Source organism: Stenotrophomonas sp. GD04145, assembly GCF_029835135.1.
Lineage (GTDB): Bacteria > Pseudomonadota > Gammaproteobacteria > Xanthomonadales > Xanthomonadaceae > Stenotrophomonas > Stenotrophomonas maltophilia_P.
In genome coordinates this window covers 106,078-122,576 of the sequence record NZ_JAODZG010000002.1, presented here as the reverse complement: position 1 = coordinate 122,576, position 16,499 = coordinate 106,078, and the positions used below count along the sequence as shown (strand labels likewise).

Annotated in this window: 16 protein-coding genes; 7 read left to right on the top strand and 9 right to left on the bottom strand. The window is 67.9% G+C overall.

Going from position 1 to position 16,499, the window contains the following annotated elements:
- Window positions 1-13: 13 nt before the first annotated feature.
- Complete coding sequence (locus N7367_RS01680) at window positions 14-493, top strand: flavodoxin (RefSeq protein ID WP_253118617.1); 480 nt, start codon at window positions 14-16, stop codon at window positions 491-493.
- The gene (locus tag N7367_RS01675; RefSeq protein WP_053517820.1) at window positions 465-791 is read left to right on the top strand and encodes a thioredoxin family protein; all 327 of its coding nucleotides are present in this window, start codon (window positions 465-467) and stop codon (window positions 789-791) included. Before N7367_RS01680 ends, N7367_RS01675 begins: the two co-directional genes overlap by 29 nt.
- A 66-nt stretch (window positions 792-857) precedes the next feature.
- On the opposite strand, the gene N7367_RS01670 is transcribed toward N7367_RS01675, so the two are convergent.
- A complete protein-coding gene (locus N7367_RS01670) occupies window positions 858-2,189 on the bottom strand; it encodes an Nramp family divalent metal transporter (RefSeq protein ID WP_053517819.1) in 1,332 nt (443 codons plus the stop codon).
- 116 nt (window positions 2,190-2,305) lie between these two features.
- Here N7367_RS01670 and mntR point away from each other — a divergent pair, with 116 nt between their 5' ends.
- The gene (gene mntR / locus N7367_RS01665) at window positions 2,306-2,770 is read left to right on the top strand and encodes a manganese-binding transcriptional regulator MntR (protein WP_053517818.1); all 465 of its coding nucleotides are present in this window, start codon (window positions 2,306-2,308) and stop codon (window positions 2,768-2,770) included.
- 118 nt (window positions 2,771-2,888) lie between these two features.
- On the opposite strand, the gene N7367_RS01660 is transcribed toward mntR, so the two are convergent.
- From N7367_RS01660 to fabR, 4 genes are all read right to left on the bottom strand, one after another.
- Window positions 2,889-3,437, bottom strand: a complete 549-nt coding sequence (locus tag N7367_RS01660) for a thioredoxin-like domain-containing protein (RefSeq protein WP_164152555.1) — start codon at window positions 3,435-3,437, stop codon at window positions 2,889-2,891.
- Window positions 3,427-5,583, bottom strand: coding sequence for a TonB-dependent receptor (locus N7367_RS01655; RefSeq protein WP_279941591.1), 2,157 nt, complete (start codon window positions 5,581-5,583; stop codon window positions 3,427-3,429). Before N7367_RS01655 ends, N7367_RS01660 begins: the two co-directional genes overlap by 11 nt.
- A 238-nt stretch (window positions 5,584-5,821) precedes the next feature.
- Complete coding sequence (locus N7367_RS01650; protein WP_279941590.1) at window positions 5,822-8,206, bottom strand: autotransporter outer membrane beta-barrel domain-containing protein; 2,385 nt, start codon at window positions 8,204-8,206, stop codon at window positions 5,822-5,824.
- Window positions 8,207-8,534: 328 nt separating this feature from the next.
- On the bottom strand, window positions 8,535-9,191 hold the full coding sequence (gene fabR, locus N7367_RS01645) for an HTH-type transcriptional repressor FabR (protein WP_053517811.1): 657 nt from the start codon (window positions 9,189-9,191) through the stop codon (window positions 8,535-8,537).
- Window positions 9,192-9,284: 93 nt separating this feature from the next.
- On the opposite strand from fabR, the gene N7367_RS01640 reads away from it, so the two are divergent.
- Window positions 9,285-10,355 (top strand): ferredoxin reductase, encoded by a 1,071-nt coding sequence (locus N7367_RS01640; protein WP_180875297.1) that lies wholly within the window; start codon window positions 9,285-9,287, stop codon window positions 10,353-10,355.
- A gap of 12 nt (window positions 10,356-10,367) precedes the next feature.
- Window positions 10,368-11,516 carry an acyl-CoA desaturase gene (locus tag N7367_RS01635; RefSeq protein WP_053517809.1) on the top strand — a complete coding sequence of 383 codons (1,149 nt, stop codon included), beginning with the start codon at window positions 10,368-10,370 and terminating at the stop codon, window positions 11,514-11,516.
- 27 nt (window positions 11,517-11,543) lie between these two features.
- Here the strand turns inward: N7367_RS01635 and N7367_RS01630 are convergent, their stop codons facing one another.
- From N7367_RS01630 to N7367_RS01615, 4 genes are all read right to left on the bottom strand, one after another.
- A complete protein-coding gene (locus tag N7367_RS01630) occupies window positions 11,544-11,882 on the bottom strand; it encodes a tetratricopeptide repeat protein (protein ID WP_279941589.1) in 339 nt (112 codons plus the stop codon).
- The gene (locus N7367_RS01625) at window positions 11,879-12,457 is read right to left on the bottom strand and encodes a flavin reductase family protein (RefSeq protein WP_053517806.1); all 579 of its coding nucleotides are present in this window, start codon (window positions 12,455-12,457) and stop codon (window positions 11,879-11,881) included. Before N7367_RS01625 ends, N7367_RS01630 begins: the two co-directional genes overlap by 4 nt.
- On the bottom strand, window positions 12,454-13,083 hold the full coding sequence (locus N7367_RS01620; protein WP_279941588.1) for a superoxide dismutase: 630 nt from the start codon (window positions 13,081-13,083) through the stop codon (window positions 12,454-12,456). The genes N7367_RS01625 and N7367_RS01620 overlap by 4 nt, the downstream gene beginning before the upstream one ends.
- 100 nt (window positions 13,084-13,183) lie before the next feature.
- Window positions 13,184-14,704, bottom strand: coding sequence for a thioredoxin family protein (locus N7367_RS01615; RefSeq protein ID WP_279941637.1), 1,521 nt, complete (start codon window positions 14,702-14,704; stop codon window positions 13,184-13,186).
- Between the two features lie 197 nt (window positions 14,705-14,901).
- On the opposite strand from N7367_RS01615, the gene N7367_RS01610 reads away from it, so the two are divergent.
- Together N7367_RS01610 and N7367_RS01605 are read left to right on the top strand one after the other, a co-directional pair.
- A complete protein-coding gene (locus N7367_RS01610; protein WP_279941587.1) occupies window positions 14,902-15,837 on the top strand; it encodes a TIGR03571 family LLM class oxidoreductase in 936 nt (311 codons plus the stop codon).
- A 244-nt stretch (window positions 15,838-16,081) separates the two neighbouring features.
- Entirely contained in the window at window positions 16,082-16,393 is a 312-nt protein-coding gene (locus tag N7367_RS01605) for a DUF3817 domain-containing protein (protein WP_164152567.1), read from the top strand.
- Window positions 16,394-16,499: the final 106 nt, after the last annotated feature.

Genomic DNA, 16,499 nt, shown 5'->3' with positions numbered 1-16,499 from the left:
GCGGGGGCCGGGGCTGGGCATCCTGATCGTGGTCGCCTCGCTCAGTGGCAATACCCGGGAGCTGGGGAGGCAGATCGCCGAGCGGTGTCGCGCGGCGGGTCACGCGGTGCATTGGCAGGAGGCCGACGACCTGCGCCAGCCGGCTCCGCTGGCGGCCGATGAAGCCGACCTCGTGCTGCTGGGCAGCTGGACCGACAACGCCGGGCGCACACCGGCGGAGATGAAGGCGTGGGTGGCCGGCATTGCTGGGCAGGGTCAGTGGCCGCGACAGGTGGCGGTGTTCGGCACCGGCGAGACACAGTGGGGCCAGGAGTACTACTGCGGCGCCGTGCACCGCCTGATCCGCTACTTCCACAGCAGCTACCCGCCGCTGGAGATTGAACAGATGCCGCACGGCGAACGCCACGCCGCCGCCATCGACGCCTGGACCGACGCAGTCCTGGCCCATTACCGGAGTACCACCGATGCAGATCATCGACGCCACCACGCCTGAGCAGCTCCAGCAGCTGCTGGCCGAACATCCCCGGGTCCTGGTGGATTTCCACAAGGACCAGTGCCCGGGCTGCCGGATGCTGGAGATGTCCCTGCAGCGTGTCGCCAGCAGCGGCGCGGGGCAGGGCATGACCCTGCTGCGGGTGCAGCTGGAAGTGCTGGGTGAAACCTTCTTCAGGGAGCTGGGGCTGCGCCAGACACCAACGCTTGCGCTGTTCCGTGACGGCAACGAACGCATCCGCCTGGCCGGATTCCAGTCGCCACAGCAGATCGAGGCCGCCATCGCCCTGCATCTGTAGAGCGGGGCCAGGCTCGACAGCGCTGCACGCGTGCGTCGAGCATGGCCCGGTGGCGGCCCTCGGCCGTCAGGCGGCGGCGAAGGTATCGACCAGCAGCTTCACATTCAGTGCCACGATCACCAGCGCGATCAACCAGGCGATCGTACCCAGCCACCGCGGCGCCACCAGTGCGCCCATGGTCACCTTGTCGGTCACGATCCGCACCAGGGGAATGATCGCGAACGGCAGCTGCATCGACAGCACCACCTGACTCAGCACCAGCAGCTTCACCGCACCTTGGTCGCCGAACAGCACGATCACCACCACCACCGGAATGATCGCCAGCGCCCGGGTCAGCAGCCGCCGCAGCCAGGGCGGCAGGCGAAGGCGCAGGAAGCCCTCCATCACGATCTGCCCGGCCAGCGTCGCGGTCACCGTGGAATTCAGGCCCGACGCCAGCAGTGCCACCGCGAACAGCGTCGCCGCGGCACCCACGCCCAGCATCGGTGCCAGCAGCTGATGGGCCTGCTCGATGTCTTCCACGTCGAAGCGGCCGTTGGCATGGAACACGGCGGCGGCCAGGATCAGGATGCTGGCGTTGATGAACAGCGCCAGCGTCAGGGCCAGCGTGCTGTCGGTCACCGCCCAGCGCAGCGCGCTGCGGCGACCCTCGTCGGTACGCGGGTACGCTCGGGTCTGCACGATGGACGAGTGGAGGTACAGGTTGTGCGGCATGACCGTGGCGCCGATGATGCCGATCGCGATGTACAGGGCGTGCGGATCGGTGACCACCTGTGCGCGTGGAATGAAGCCGCCAAGGACCGCCATGACAGGCGGCGCGGCCATCGCGATCTGGACCACGAAGCAGGCGAAGATCACCATCAGCAGCGCGATGACGAAGGCCTCCAGCGCACGGAAGCCGCGGTTCATCAGCAGCAGCACCAGCAGCGTGTCCAGCGCGGTGATCACTGCACCCCACAGCAGCGGCAGGTCGAACAGCAGCTTCAGTGCGATGGCGGTGCCGATCACCTCGGCCAGGTCGCAGGCGATGATGGCTGCCTCGCACAGCGCCCACAGGGCCAGGTTGACCGGCTTCGGGTAGCGCGCGCGACAGGCCTGGGCCAGGTCCAGCCCGGTGGCGATACCCAGCCGCGCCGAGAGCGCCTGCAGGATCACCGCCATCAGATTGGACACGAGGATGACCGACAGCAGGAGGTAGCCGAAGCGTGAGCCGCCGGCCAGGTCGGTGGCCCAGTTGCCAGGGTCCATGTAGCCGACCGAGATCATGTAGCCCGGGCCGAGGAACGCCAGCAGGCGGAACCACCAGTGGCCCTTGTCGGGTACCGCCACCGAGGCATTGAGTGCACCCAGGCTGGCCGGGGCAGGGGCCGAAGGGTCATCGGGCGCCAGGGTGTTCATGTGCTTAATATAGCCACTGCTATATCCAATAGCAATGTGAAACAATCGTCTTTATCGCGTCACTGGTCCAGAATTCAGCTTCATTCCCGGACGACTTCGGCAGGACAGGCGCACGCGTGGGCAAGAGCGACGATTCGACATCGCCAAAGAATCCCCCCTTGATCGAGGCCGAGCGCCAGGTCGAGAGCTTCCGGCAGGTGCGCGAGGCGCACCGGATGGAACTGGTGGAGGACTATGTCGAGCTGATCTCGGACCTGCTGGCCGATGGCGGCGAGGCCCGCCAGGTCGACATCGCCACCCGCCTGGGGGTGGCGCAGCCGACGGTGGCGAAGATGCTGCGGCGGCTGGCCCGCGACGGCTGGGTCGTGCAGCGGCCCTATCGTGGTGTCTTCCTGACCGCCGAGGGCGAGGCGCTGGCCCATGCCAGTCGCCAGCGGCACCAGACGGTGGAGCGCTTCCTGTTGGCGTTGGGCGTGGATGCCGATACCGCCCGGCGCGATGCCGAAGGCATCGAGCATCATGTCAGCGAGCAGACGCTGGCGCTGTTCGAAGCATTCGTGCGCAAGGCCGAGGGCGGGTAGGGCCGGTGCCCGCGATCTGAAGGGTGGCGGTAGCGCCGGGCCATGCCCGGCGGCTGCATGCGCTCGGAAGGAGGGGTAGCGCCGGGCCATGCCCGGCGGCCGTGGAAGGAGCCGCAGATCACTCAAGCGGCGGGCAGCGCGCCTGCTCCTGTGCGCATGCCCCTGCCTGCCACAGCTTCAGCACAGGCTGCAGACCCTCATAGCGCCGCCCATGCCACCCCTTCGCCAGCACGCGACCTTCCGCGTCGATCAGCACCAGATTGGGCGGCGCGGGGCCGGCCAGGGCCTGCAGCACCGGCATGCGCGCGGCCCTGCGCGGGTCCAGCACCGGCCACGGCATGTCCTGGCGGCGCATGTAGCGGCGCAGCGCGGCCTCGCTCTCATCCTGGCTGACGTACACCACCTCGGTGTCCGCACCGGCCTCGCGCAGTGCGTCACGCACGCTGCGCAGGGTCGGCACGAAGGCATGGCAGGGCGCGCACCAGTCCGCACCGAAGTAAAGCGCGATCAATCGCGGCGGCGGCGACCACTGCATCGGGCGCAGCGATCGCGCCTCCGGTCGCATCAGCGACGCCGAGACCTGCGCGTGCAGATTCTCTGCCGCGACCGGCGCGGCCAGCAGCGCGCTGCCGGCGCACAGCAGAACGCGCAGTGCTTCAGAACGCATAGCGCAGGCTGACATACCACGAGCGCGCGAAGCGGGGCCCGTAGACGTAGTCGCTGTCGCGCAGCGCGCCGGCTTCAAGATCCTTCTGCCGCTGGTCGAACACGTTCTTGACTCCGGCTGCCACGGACACCTCCTGTTCGGCGCCCACCCCCAGGTGGCGATGCCAGCGGGCACCCAGGTCGGTCACCCAGAAGGCACGGGTGCGGTGCAGCTCACCCAGCCGGTTGTTCAGCACCGGCATTGAACCGGTGTGGCGCAGCGCGATGAAGGTCTCCCACGGTTCTGAAGGCAACCAGCCGAGCTGGGCCAGCCCGGTCCAGCGAGGGGTCTTGAGGTAGTCGCGGCTGTCGATCACGGTGTCGCCGCCCTCGCCGGTGTCATCGAAGATGCGCTGGGGTTCGCGGAAGCGCGAGCGGTACCACGATGCGCCCGCGGTAAGACGCCATTGCGGCGAGGGCTGCCAGCCCAGATTGGTTTCCATGCCCAGTACGTCCGAGCCCGAGGCGTTGTAACGCAGCTGGCCGAGCCGGCCATCGGCGCCGCGCTGGATCTCGCCCAGCGCGAAGGTGTCACGGATGCGCGCGTAGGAGGCGGTGGCGTCCCACGTCCACACCGGCTCGGCCGGATCCGAACGCCAATCGAAGCCGAGCAGGGTGGTCAGCGCACGTTCCTCCTTCAGGCCGTCGGCATTGCGCACGCGCACCTGCTCGCCGCCGAGCGTGTCCACATGTACATCCTCGACGAAGATTTCCGGTGCGCGGAATCCGCTGGCGATGCCGGCCCGCCACTTCACGTTCTCCGTGGCCTGCCAGGCCAAGGCGACTCGCGGTGAGAACACCGCGTTGTCCAGTTCGGAACTCTGGTCCACGCGCGCGCCGATCACCAGGTCGATGTCCTCGCGCAGGCTCCATTCGTCCTGCACGAAGGCGCCCAGGTTGTGGAAGCTGGCGTCCTCCAGCACGGCCAGGCGCTGGCCGCCACCGGTCCGGTTGTCGTCGCGCAGGCGCTCGTGCTTGTACTGCACGCCGAACGCCAGGGCATGCGCGCCCAGCCGCCAGTTCAACTGGCTGTCGAGGTAATGCAGCGGATTGTGCGTGCGTCCGTATTCCCGCCAGGAGCGCGAGGCGGCGCTGCCGGCCACGGTGGGGTCCAGCTCGGAGGGATCGTATCCGGCTGCCGACGGGTCGGTGACCACATCGCCGAGACCGCCATAGAAGCTGTCGCGATCGATGTCGGCGAACGCATAGGCCAGGCGGAAGTCGATGTCCGGGCTTACTTCCTGGTCCCAGGACACGCTGCCACGCCGGTACGTGGTGTCGAGCGATTCTGCGATGTTGGCCAGATACTCCGGCTGGTCGAGGCGGTTGCCGCCGCGCCGGCTTTCATCGGTGACCTGCACGTCCACGCGCAGCCGTGTTCCCGGTGTGGGCGCATACCAGGCCTGCAGTCCACCGACCTTGAGATCCTTGCGCGTGATCTCGGTGTAGTCATCACCGTTGTAGTCGATGCCACTGTTCCAGTTGCGCTGGGCGATCACCGACAGCCCGGCATCGATTTGCGCGGCGACCAGATCCAGGCGGACATCTGCATTCTTCTGCGGCGTGCCACGCAGCACATCCACGCCGGCCTGCACATGGCCACCACTGCGCGAGGGCAGGGGCGGAACCAGGTTGATCACGCCGGCCACCGCGCCGGGGCCATACAGCGCCGAGCCACCGCCCTTGACCACTTCGATGCGATCGACGAAGCCGGCGGGAATCTGCTCCAGGCCGTACACGCTGCCCAGCGTGGACAGCAGCGGGATGCCGTCGAACAGCAGCTGGTTGTAGGCGCCCGGAAGGCCCAGCAGCTGCACTTCGCTGGTGTTGCAGTTCTGGCAGTTGCTTTCCACGCGCAGGCCATTGATCAGTTCGACCGCACGGGAGAAATCGGTGGCCGCACGCAGCGCGATGTCCTCCCTGCGCAGCACTTCGGTACGGATCGGCACATCGGCAAGCAGGCGCTCGCTGCGCGTGGCGGTACTGACCTTGACCTGCACCCGGTCCAGCTGCGTGGGCGAGGGCGTGCCGGCTAGTACCGGGGTCGACAGGGCAAAGAAGATGGCGGTGGCCAGCGGAAGGTGGCACAGCGGCACGGCGTGAGGCATGGGGGCGTCGTCCTTGGGGAAGAGAGCGGCGAGGGCGACCTGGCTGGCGCACATAAAAGCAAATGCTCATAGATATAGCAAGGGCTATATCAGGCGCGGCGCTGCTTTCATCTGGACGGCGCAGGGGGCCTCATCAGGAACGACAGTGTTATAACATTACAATGGACGACGTCACCCCTGCCGGATGTCATATCCGGCAGGGGTGTTCAGGCGCGGGTTCCGGGCGGGACGCCGGGTGTCACCAGGCGGCGCGCAGGCCGACCTGTGCACCGTGGTTGCGATAGCCGCTGTCGCCGCGCTGCACGCGCAGGTCGCCCCAGGCACTCCAGCGTTGCCCCAGCTGCAGCTGCGGGCCCGCCTGCATTTCGTAGCGGCTGTCGGGCGTCTTCGCGCTCAACAGCTCTTCATTGAAGCGCATCGAGGGATCTCGCTGGCCCCGCAGCCAGTTGACCGCCAGGAAGGGTTGCACGCGATTGCCGCGCAGGGTGCTCTGTCCAAACAGACGCACACCCAGCCGACTGTTCAGCCCGATGCTGCGGCCATCCTCGACCCGTGTTCCGTTGTCCTCAACTACGCTGTCACTGTCGTAGTCGGTCCAGGTCACCTGTGCCTGCGGCTGCAGGTACAGAGTGCTGGCCTCGCGGGTGCGGATCGCCCAGGCGTAGCCGAGCTCCAGCGACGCGCTGCGGACGTCCGCATCGTAGGTTTCCGCTGCAATGCCCTCGCCCTGCACATCATTGTCGAAGCGGGCAGCCTGCACCCAGCCGTCCACGTACAGGCCGCCGCTGCTCTGTGCATCCTGCACCCAGCCCAGGTACACGCCTGCCGATTTGCCCTTGATCCTGCCGCGGGTGCCATAGCCGGACAGCATGGAGACTGCGCGGGTGGTGGCGTCGCCGGTGCCGAGCATCACGCCCACCTGGCCGCGCCCGTCGCTCCAGCGCCACAGATCGCTGCCCAGCTGCAGGACGTTGAGATGCGTGCGGGCATCGACCTGGCCGGCAATGCTGGCCCGCAGCTGGTCGCGACCCGCGCGGACCCAGGTTCCGATGCGCGCACGATCGAAGCCCGGTTCGCCGCGATCATGGCGGCGTACCTGGAACATCTGCTCGGCCGCGATCTGGTTGGCCAGATAGGCACCCGGCTCCGGGCGCAGCACGGGTTCGGGATCGGGGTCAGGATCGGGGTCGGGAGGAGGAATCACCGGATCCTCCGGATCGCACTCCGGCAGGGAAGGATTGATATCGCATGGATTGCCCGTGTAGGCCGAGGTCAGGTACCAGTTGCCGTTGGCCGTCGTGGCCGAGCCTTTGTGCAGGAAGTACTCGTACATGCCGCCGATGGCGCGGCCCTGCAGCGCGAAGCTGCCGTTGCTGGCGCCATCGACCTGGACCAGCAGGATGCCGTCGACCGTCTGCGCGCCGGCGCCCGCGACGTTGTTGACAATGACGTTGGTGGCGCCGCTGGTGGCGCCGGTCACATGCAGGCGCGAACTGGCGGCGGCGTCGCCGGCCAGCACGGTGTTGAAATGCAGGGTGCCGCCGTTGCCGGTGTAATCGCCATTGACGGTCAACTGCGGATACGCCGCCTGACCCTCCGCGCCGAGCAGGATGTGGCTGTCCGCGCCGAGGGTGAGGTTGCCGGTGCTGCTGTCGCCGGACAGCGTCCAGCGTCCGCCCTGGTCGACGATCACCTCGGCCGGGCCGGTGATCTGTCCGGTCAGCACCAGCCCATCGAGGAAGCGCAGGGTCGTGCTGGCGGTGTCGGCGATGACGAAGTTGCCGTTGAGGGTGGACGTGCGAGCCGTGAAGTCCAGTGCCATGTCGGGATCGACGTCAACCAGATTGCCGTTGCCACCGATGAGCGTTGCGCCGTTCTGGACGGTGAGGCGCGCCAGATCGGGAGCACGGCCAAGCTCCATTCTCACCTTGACGGCGGGACCGGTGGTGCCCTCCACGCGTGATCCATCCACCAGTACATGCCAGTCCGCAGGGTCCGCATAGGGGGGTTGGTTCACTCTGGAATTTCCCAGTAGCAGGCCGATGTCGCTGCCGATGGCGGCGGAGCCATCACGCAGCTCGATCGAGCCGGCCAGGGTGCGCATGCCGATGGCTCCGGAGAAGGTCGAGCGCTCGGCAACGATGGTGCCGCCCCCACTGGCCTGAGCACCAATGGCGGCACCCGACACCTTGCTGTCGATGAACTGGACGAAGCTGAGAGGCTGAGGGGGGTTGGCGGTAACCAGCGCGCCGGTTGAAAAGCCGAAGCCGTTGGCATCCGTATTGACGATCTCCGACCTGAGGAAGCGGCCCTGCGAGTTGGTCATCGATCCTCCCGCTCCCGACACATTGCGGGTAATGGTCGTGTCCGTCGCATTGACGACGCCCCCCTCGCGGGCATCCACGCGACCCACACTGACGCCATTGAGGTTCAATGTTCCGCGGACGGAGAAATCTCGGCCCTCATAGGGGCTTCCCGGATCCACCGTCAGCGTGGTGCCGGCCGGGACAGAAACTGACTGGGCATGACCTGTCTGCGGCACGCCGACGCAGGCCGCCAGGGCCAACGCAAGCGGAGCGACCTGCGCGGGCAGGGCGCGTGAAGCGGACTTCATCGTGTACATGGCGTCTCTCCAATGCATTGGATGGGGCCCGTCCCCACAGGCCGTAGGCAACACTCTGCGGGGCGACGGCCTGCAGAGCCATGCAACTCGTCCAGAAGACTGCGGCGGCGTCCATCCAGCTTTGGAGGGCCTATTCAGCTGCGGAGCTCGCGCATGCTGGATAGTCCTGCTGAAGTGAAAACGGCATGAAGCCCCTGTCGAAGCGAGGCGAACCCCATTTCACCGATCTAAATCGTGATGCAAGTCACAGATCGGCGACGCAGTAGCGCCCTGCATTGCTGCATTGCAGCATTCCGGCGCAAAGCGGCAACGGTCTGGAGCCTGGCGATCAGCCGCGGCGGAAGGCGGCCGGGGTGCGGGCGCCGACGATGATCATGCGGATCATCGTGGAGATCTGTTCGACCAGCTCCGGATCCTTCTCCGGCGGCAGGTCCATGGCGGTGGCACCCATCGCGAATACCAGGCGGGTGATCGCCTTGGCCACCAGTTCCGGTGCATGCAGCACCGCGCCGTCGAGGGCCGCCAGGCGCACCAGGTCGTGCTGCAGCTCTTCCTCGAAGTAATGCAGCTCGCGCTCGACGGCGTGCTTGAAGTCATCCGAGCCGACCGCGCCTTCGCGCAGCAGGACGTGCAGCAGCTTGTCGTCTGCGCGCAGCTGCTCCATGAAGGTTTCCACCGAGACCCGCACCACGCTGGTGGCGGAGGAGGTCGCGCGCTGCCGCGCCTCGCCGATGATCGTGCGCAGCGAGCGGCCGGCCACATCGATGAGGGCCACGGCCAGTTCGTCCATGTCGCGGAACTGCCGGTAGAAGCTGTTCGGCGCGATGCCTGCCTCACGCGCGACCTCGCGCAGGCTGAGGGTGGACAGGCTGCGGTGCGGGCCGATCAGCTTCAGGGCCGCGGCCAGCAGATCCTCGCGGCTCACCGTACGGCGGGCCGGGCTCTGCGCATCTTCGGGTATCGACAGGACGGTGGCAGCGGCCATGAGGGTTCCGGTGGGGCAAGGCTGAATCATACCCAATCCGGTTCAATATACACGTGTATACACAGGTGTATGTGCGCCCGTATAGTGGCTGCCATGAGCGCTGTCGTCCGTCCGTCCCCGTTTTCCCTGCACCGCTGGCTGTCGCCCACGCTGTTCGATTTCTGGGCCGGCCAGATCAATCCGTTGTGGACGCTGCGCGAGCCCTTGGCACGCCTGGTCCGACGCGAACCAGCGGGCGAGGGCGCGGCCACCCTGGTCCTGCGCTGCAACCGGCACTGGGCCGGCATGCGCGCCGGCCAGCACGTCACCCTCGGCGTCGAGCTTGAGGGGCGGGTATGGCAGCGCAGCTACAGCCCGACCCCGCTGAGTGGCCGCGAACTGGCCATTACCGTCAAGGCCGTGGAAGGGGGGCGGGTCAGCCAGCACCTGGTGAACCAGGCGCGGCCGGGAGACCTGTTCCGTATCGATGCCGCCTTCGGTGACTTCCATATGCCGGCCGCCGCGCCGGTGCTGCTGCTGGCGGCGGGCAGCGGCATCACGCCGATGCGCAGCCTGCTGCGCGAGGCCTGCCAGCGACCGCTGGGCGCGCCGGTGGACCTGTTCTACTGGGAACGCACAGCGGCCGCCATCCAGTTCCGTGACGAACTGCATACGCTGGCGGCAGCGACGCCGGGCCTGCGCGTGCACCTGCTGACCACCCGCGAGGGCGAGGTGCCGGCCGCGCGCATCGATACCCACGCCCTGCAGATTCCCGGCGATGACACGCCGCTGGCACAGCGCCATGTACTGGCCTGTGGCCCGGACGGCTTCGTTGCCGCCGCGCGCCGCCGCCTTGCGCATCAGGTTGCCGGTTTCCAGGCGGAAGCCTTCACGCCGCCCGCGCCGCTGCTGGATGCCGACGGCGAAGGCGAAGTGTCGCTGACCCTGGCACGCAGTGGGCGCCAGCTGCGCGTGCCGCGCGGCCGCTCCCTGCTGGAGAGCCTGGAAGCGCAGGGCATCAAGCCCCGGCACGGCTGCCGCATGGGCATCTGCAACAGCTGCAGCTGTGAACGCGTCAGTGGCGGTACCCGCCATCTGCGCACCGGCGATACGCATTCCGAAGCGGCACAGCCCGTACGGATCTGCGTGAGTGCGCCGACCACCGACCTGACCCTGGATCTCTGAGGAACCGTTGCCATGACCCGCGCTACCGACCGTGCCCTGAGTCCTGCCGAAATGAACGCCTTCGGCCAGGAACTCGACGCGATCCGCGATCGTGTGATCGGCAGTCTCGGCGCGTCCGATACGCGCTATATCCGGCGCGTCGCCGCGGCCGTGCGCTGGTTCGGCGTCGGCGGCCGCAGCCTGCTGTTCCTGGCGGCGTTCTCGCCGCTGCTGTGGGCACCGCTGCTGTGGCCGGCCGCCATCGCTGGCACGCTCATGCTGGCGCTGTCGAAGATCCTGGAGAACATGGAGCTGGGCCACAACGTGATGCACGGCCAGTTCGACTGGACCGGCGACCCGAAGTTGAACGGCAACACCTACGAGTGGGACATCGTTGCCACCGCCGACAACTGGCGCAAGACCCACAATTTCCGCCACCACACCTATACCAACGTGCGTGGCATGGACGATGACATCGGCTACGGCCTGCTGCGCATCTTCCCGGAACAGCGCTGGAAACCGTTCTATCTGCTGCAGCCGATCATCGCACCGATCTTCGCGCTGCTGTTCCAGTGGGGCGTGGCCGCCCAGGACCTGCGCCTGGGGCGCTGGCTGAAGGGCCGCATCAGCAGCCGCGCGATGTGGCTGCAGACCCGTCCGGTGGCGCGCAAGATGCTGCGCCAGGTGCTGAAGGATTACGTGCTGTTCCCGCTGCTGGCCGGCCCGTTCTTCCTGACCGTGATGCTGGGCAACCTGGTCGCCAACGGCCTTCGCAACATCTGGACCTACGTGATCATCTTCTGCGGCCACTTCACCGCTGAATCGGAGACGTTCCCCAAGGAGTGCCTGCGCAACGAATCGCGTGGCCACTGGTACCTGCGCCAGCTGCGTGGCTCGTCGAACATCAGCGGTGGTTTCCTGATCAACGTGCTGTCGGGCAACCTCAGCCACCAGATCGAGCACCACTTCTATCCGGATCTGCCGGCCAACCGCTATGCGGCCATCGCCAAGGAAGTGAAGGAGATCTGCCTTCGCTACGGTCAGCACTACAACAACGGTTCGCTGCCACGGCAGTTCGGCCAGGTGGTGTGGCGCATCCTGCGGCATGCCTTCCCCAGCAAGCCGCGCCGCCTGCCGATGCCGGACATCATGACGGCACCGGCACCGGCCAACGCGGGCTGATCGATGCGGCCGGCCTGTGCGGCCGGCTCAGCCCGTGCTCTCCTGCGGCGCCGGCTGTTCGCGCTGCAGCCGGCGCAGAAACACCTGCATTTCCTTCCGAGCCTGCTGGTCGCCCTGGTGGCTGGCCACGCTCAGGCCGCGTTGCCATGCCTCGCGCGCCGCCTGCGGCTGGCCACCCGCCAGCCAGGCCTTGCCCAGCAGTTTCCACGCCGCCGAGTACTGCGGATCAAGTGCCACGCAGCGGCCCAGATGGGTCGCCGCGCGCGCCGGATTGCCGGCGTCGAGCCAACCTTTGCCCAGCCCGAAGCGCAGCAGAGCGCTGTCGTGGCCGTTGGCGAGCAGGTCCTCCAGTGCCTCGATGGTCATGTCTGTACCTCCCGCAGGGTGTCCAGCGGCCCCGGCAGGAAGCGGCCACGGTGGAACATCAGCGGCGCACCGCCGGTTTCGTTGATCTCGATGATGCGGCCGGCCAGCAGCAGGTGATCACCCACTGGCCATTGCGCATGACGGGTGCAGGTCAGGTGCGCGACCGCGCCGGCGATGCGCGGCGGCGCGTCGTCTTCGTCTGGAAGCAGGGGTACGCCGTCGAAACGATTGCGCACCTGGGGATCGGCGAACGTGCGCGCCAGTGCTTCCTGGTCCGCGCCCAGCACGCTGATCGCGAAGCGCGTGGCGCGCTGGAAGGCCTGCAGGCTCTGTGCGTGCAGGGCCAGGTTCCACAGTACCAGCGGCGGCTGCAGCGACACCGGCACGAAGGAATTGATGGTCAGGCCCAGCGGTGTGCCCCGTGCGTCGCGGGTGCAGACGATGGCCACGCCGGTAGGGAAGTGGCCGAGCAGCCGCCGCAATGCACGCGGCGGCAGACTGACCGAGGGTACCGGAGCCGGGGCGGGGAAGACCCCTGCCCACGGCCCGGCGTAATGGGGAGTGCCGGCGCTCATGCGCCGTCCACCTGGCGGTAGCGGCGACCGACTTCGGCCCAGTCGATGATGTTGAAGAACGCCCCGATGTAGTCCGGACGGCGGTTCTGGTAATGCAGGTAATACGCGTGCTCCCACACATCCAGGCCGAGGATCGGCGTGTTGCCGGACAGGCCGGCCGCCGCGCCCATCAGCGGGCTGTCCTGGTTGGCGCTGCTTTCAACCCGCAGGCGGCCATCGCGATCACTGGTCAGCCAGGCCCAGCCGCTGCCGAAGCGGGTCAGCGCCGCCTTGCTGAAGGCATCCTTGAAGGCATCGAAGCCGCCGAGGTCACGGTCGATGGCCGCCGCCAGCACCTGATCGGGCGTGCCGCCGCGTGCGCTGAGCACGGTCCAGAACAGGCTGTGGTTGGCGTGGCCGCCACCGTTGTTCCGGACTGCGCTGCGCTGGGCCTCCGGCACGGCATCGAGGCTGGCGATCAGCGCCTCGACCGGCTGTTCGGCGAGGCCGGCCTGCTCGACCGCGGCATTGAGGTTGTTGACGTAGGTCTGGTGGTGCCTGCTGTGGTGGATCTCCATCGTCCGCGCATCGAAATGCGGTTCGAGGGCATCGTAGGCATAGGGGAGCGGGGGAAGCGAGTACGACATCGAAGCAGTCTCCGTATCGAAGGCCAGCGGGCTGGCCGTGGGGAGACTGTTATCGCACCTCAACAATGGTTGAGGTCAACCCGCCTGCTCCTTCATCCACTCAACCCAGCCAATCCCTGCACGCCCCATCCACCTGATTGCCGCACGCCTGCTGCATCCGCTGCTGCAGCCGCGCCAGCGTCTGCGCGCCCTGGTGCTTGCCACTCCATGCCTTCAGCTGCCCGGCCAGGCGTTCGAAGCGCTGGCGGGTGCGCTGGTGGTAGCCCGACGGCTGCGCCCCCAGTTCGGCGATCAACGAGGCGGTCGCCTGCTCGATACGCGGCGCATCGTCCGGCGCAAGCTTCAGCAGGCCTTCCACATACAGCACACCCCACTGCACGCGGGTCGCCGGGCCCTGTGCACCATCGTAGGCACGCTTCAGCCACTCCAGCGCACCGGCGGTGTCGCCGCGCTGCTCGGCCAGTTCGGCCAGCTCAGGCATGTAGTAGTACGGCTGCTCACTGCGCTTCAGTTCGGCCAGCAGCAGCGATTCCGCGCCGGCGTCGTCGCCGACCTGGCGCAGTGCGTAGACCGCGGTGCTGATCGTGGCCTGGCGTGCATGCGAATCGGTGGCGGCGGCATCGGCGGCGGCCACGCGCTGCTTGACCCGATCAACCAGAGCAGCGGGCAGTGCGCCCTTGGGCTGTTGCTGGCGGGCCAGCGACACTTCGGTCAGCGCACGCGACAACGCGTCGTCGGCGCGGTCGCCACGCTCGGCGTCTGCGCGCTCCAGTGCGACCAGCAGCTGCTGCCCCAGGGTGTTGCTGGTGGCCGGCCCGGTACTGGCCTGCTTGACCAACTGTACGCCCGCATAGCCCAGCAGCTCGCGGTTGCGTCGCACCTCCGCGGGGTGCGCCAGCACAGCCTGCAGCAGCTCGCGCACTTCGGTGGGCGAGGCATCGGGCTTTTCGGCTGTTGCCAAGGCAAGCAGAGCAAAACGGCGCTGCAGCGCGGCCTCCGGTGCGGCCTTGGACAGCTGGCGCAGCACGTCCTGGCTGTTGCGTTCGCCGGCCAGGCGGTTGGCGTCGACTTCCCAACCGTAGTCGCCCAACACCTGCCAGTCTTCGGCGGCCAGTTGCTCCGGCGTCGTCAATGCGGTGGCCAGGGTGGCGGCAACGGCACTGCGGCGGCCTGCGGCCACGGTCAGTGCCCGGGTCAGTTCGGCGGCATCGTTGCCGCCGGCCACGCGGGTGATTTCGTTGCGCTGTGGGTCCAGCACGATCAGGGTCGGATAGCCGCGCACGCCGAAGCGCTCGCCCCAGGCCTGCGCACCTTCCTCGTCGCCATCCAGGTAGACGGGAACGAATTTGCTGGTCAGCGCGATGAAGGCCGGGTCCTTGAACAGACCCGCCTTGAGCTGGTTGCACGGTGGGCACCAGACCGCACCCCAGTACAGCAGCACCGGCTTGCCGCTGTCAGCGGCTTCGGCGAAGGCGTCGTCGACGTCGCCCTGGCGCCAGGCGATGGCGGACGCCGGTGCGGGGGCCTCGGCGGAGTTGGCGGTGGAGCCCGGGGCCGGGGTGCAGGCGCTCAGCGCCGAAGCCAGCAGCAACACGGAAAGCGCAACGCGCATCGGCAGCATCTCGAAGGGCAGGGTGACAGGCCATTGTAGGAATGACGGCAGAGGCTGCTGATTCAGTTTGCTCATGAAGGGTGCGCTGCAGGGCATGACGTCCGCCGCCCGCACCCTCTGCCGATACACCACCCCATTGAACCCACCGGCTTGGCACGCACCTGCGGCAGCACCGTTGCCGCAGGGCTCCACGCTAAGCTGGCAGCATGAGCGATTTCAATTCTGCCTACGCTGCGCTGTTTGCAGAACAGGGCCTGAGCCTGGGACTGATGACGCCGGTGGCGGCGCACGGGTTGGCCGATCCGCATGAGGCGCGGCGTATCGCCCGGTTGGCCGATGACCTCGGCTTTGCCGCGCTGTGGACGCGCGACGTGCCCTTGATGGTGCCGCAGGGACCGGAGGCGACCGCGAGCGCGCTGGATGATCCCTTCCTGTGGCTGGGCATGCTGGCCGCCGCGACAGAGCGCATCGTGGTTGGCAGTGCGGCCATCGTGCTGCCATTGCGCCAGCCGCTGCAGGTGGCGAAGTCGGCCTTGAGCCTGGACCGCATCAGCGGCGGGCGTTTCGTGCTGGGCCTGGGTTCGGGTGACCGCCCGGAGGAATTCGCCGCGTTCGGCGAGGATCTGGAGGGCAGGGCCGCGACGTTCCGTGAGCGCTGGTCGTTGCTGCGGGCGGCGCTGTCGCCGCAGGCACACGAGCGGGCCGCCGTGCTGCAGGTGACCGGAGGCTTCGACGTGCTGCCTGCGCCGGCCGCGCGCATTCCGATGCTGGCGGTGGGTACCGCCAGGCAGAGCCTGCAGTGGATCGCCCGGGAGTCTGAAGGATGGGCCACCTATCACCGCGAGGAGGCTGCCCAGGAGGGACGCATCGGTCTGTGGCAGCAGGCGTTGTCGCAACAGGGCGCGGCGGGCAGACCGTTCGTGCAGTCGATGCTGCTGGACCTGCAGGCGGACCCGCAGGCACCCGCCGAGCCGTTGCCGCTTGGCCTGAAGGTCGGCCGCGATGGCCTGCGTGACTATCTGCTGCGCGTGCATGCGCAGGGCGTGGCGCATGTGATGTTCAATCTGGTCGACAACGGCCGGCCGGTGGAGGCCGTGCTGCGCGAGATCGGGGAGCGGGTGCTGCCGCATATCCCCCGGTAGCTGTGCTGCGCCCGCCGGGCATGGCCCGGCGCTACCGATGTGCGTTCATCTCCGATCCGCCGGGCATGGCCCGGCGCTACCGATGTGCGTTCATCTCCGATCCGCCGGGCATGGCCCGGCGCTACCGACGTGTGGGCATCTCCGATGCGGCGAGTGTGACCCGACGGTGTCCTGAACGTTCGCATCTGCGTATCATTCGCATCTTCTGTCCCTGCAGGAGCCCGATGTGACCCCAGGCAATCCCATGCACCCCGTCGGACGGCTGTTCGCCGTGGTTGCCTTCATCGAGGCCATCACCTGGGCCGGCCTGCTGGTGGGCATGTGGCTGAAGTATGGCCCGCAGGCCAACGTCGCCCTGGTCAAGGTGTTCGGGCCGCTGCATGGCGTGGCGTTCCTGGTGTACGTGGCCGTGACCCTGTTCTCCGCAGTGCGCCTGCGCTGGCCATGGTGGGCCAGCGCGCTGGCCCTGCTTGCTGCTGTCCCGCCGCTGGTCACGCTGCCGCTGGAGTGGTGGTTCCGCCGTCGCGGCCTGCTGTCGCCGCGTGTGACGCGCTGACACGGCTGTTGCGGGTCCATTCAATTGAATGGGTATCAAATGCAAATACGAGCCGTTATCATTTAAGGGTGGTGTCGCTGCGTGACGTGGCGGCATCGGGCGGAGC

What these genes read in the sequence shown, in the direction of transcription:
- N7367_RS01675 (WP_053517820.1), top strand. Translation starts at nt 465, where the DNA reads ATGCAGATCATCGACGCCACCACGCCTGAGCAGCTCCAGCAGCTGCTG.
- N7367_RS01670 (WP_053517819.1), bottom strand. Translation starts at nt 2,189, where the DNA reads ATGAACACCCTGGCGCCCGATGACCCTTCGGCCCCTGCCCCGGCCAGC.
- N7367_RS01660 (WP_164152555.1), bottom strand. Translation starts at nt 3,437, where the DNA reads ATGCGTTCTGAAGCACTGCGCGTTCTGCTGTGCGCCGGCAGCGCGCTG.
- N7367_RS01655 (WP_279941591.1), bottom strand. Translation starts at nt 5,583, where the DNA reads ATGCCTCACGCCGTGCCGCTGTGCCACCTTCCGCTGGCCACCGCCATC.
- N7367_RS01650 (WP_279941590.1), bottom strand. Translation starts at nt 8,206, where the DNA reads ATGTACACGATGAAGTCCGCTTCACGCGCCCTGCCCGCGCAGGTCGCT.
- fabR (WP_053517811.1), bottom strand. Translation starts at nt 9,191, where the DNA reads ATGGCCGCTGCCACCGTCCTGTCGATACCCGAAGATGCGCAGAGCCCG.
- N7367_RS01640 (WP_180875297.1), top strand. Translation starts at nt 9,285, where the DNA reads ATGAGCGCTGTCGTCCGTCCGTCCCCGTTTTCCCTGCACCGCTGGCTG.
- N7367_RS01635 (WP_053517809.1), top strand. Translation starts at nt 10,368, where the DNA reads ATGACCCGCGCTACCGACCGTGCCCTGAGTCCTGCCGAAATGAACGCC.
- N7367_RS01630 (WP_279941589.1), bottom strand. Translation starts at nt 11,882, where the DNA reads ATGACCATCGAGGCACTGGAGGACCTGCTCGCCAACGGCCACGACAGC.
- N7367_RS01625 (WP_053517806.1), bottom strand. Translation starts at nt 12,457, where the DNA reads ATGAGCGCCGGCACTCCCCATTACGCCGGGCCGTGGGCAGGGGTCTTC.
- N7367_RS01620 (WP_279941588.1), bottom strand. Translation starts at nt 13,083, where the DNA reads ATGTCGTACTCGCTTCCCCCGCTCCCCTATGCCTACGATGCCCTCGAA.
- N7367_RS01615 (WP_279941637.1), bottom strand. Translation starts at nt 14,704, where the DNA reads ATGCTGCCGATGCGCGTTGCGCTTTCCGTGTTGCTGCTGGCTTCGGCG.
- N7367_RS01610 (WP_279941587.1), top strand. Translation starts at nt 14,902, where the DNA reads ATGAGCGATTTCAATTCTGCCTACGCTGCGCTGTTTGCAGAACAGGGC.
- N7367_RS01605 (WP_164152567.1), top strand. Translation starts at nt 16,082, where the DNA reads ATGCACCCCGTCGGACGGCTGTTCGCCGTGGTTGCCTTCATCGAGGCC.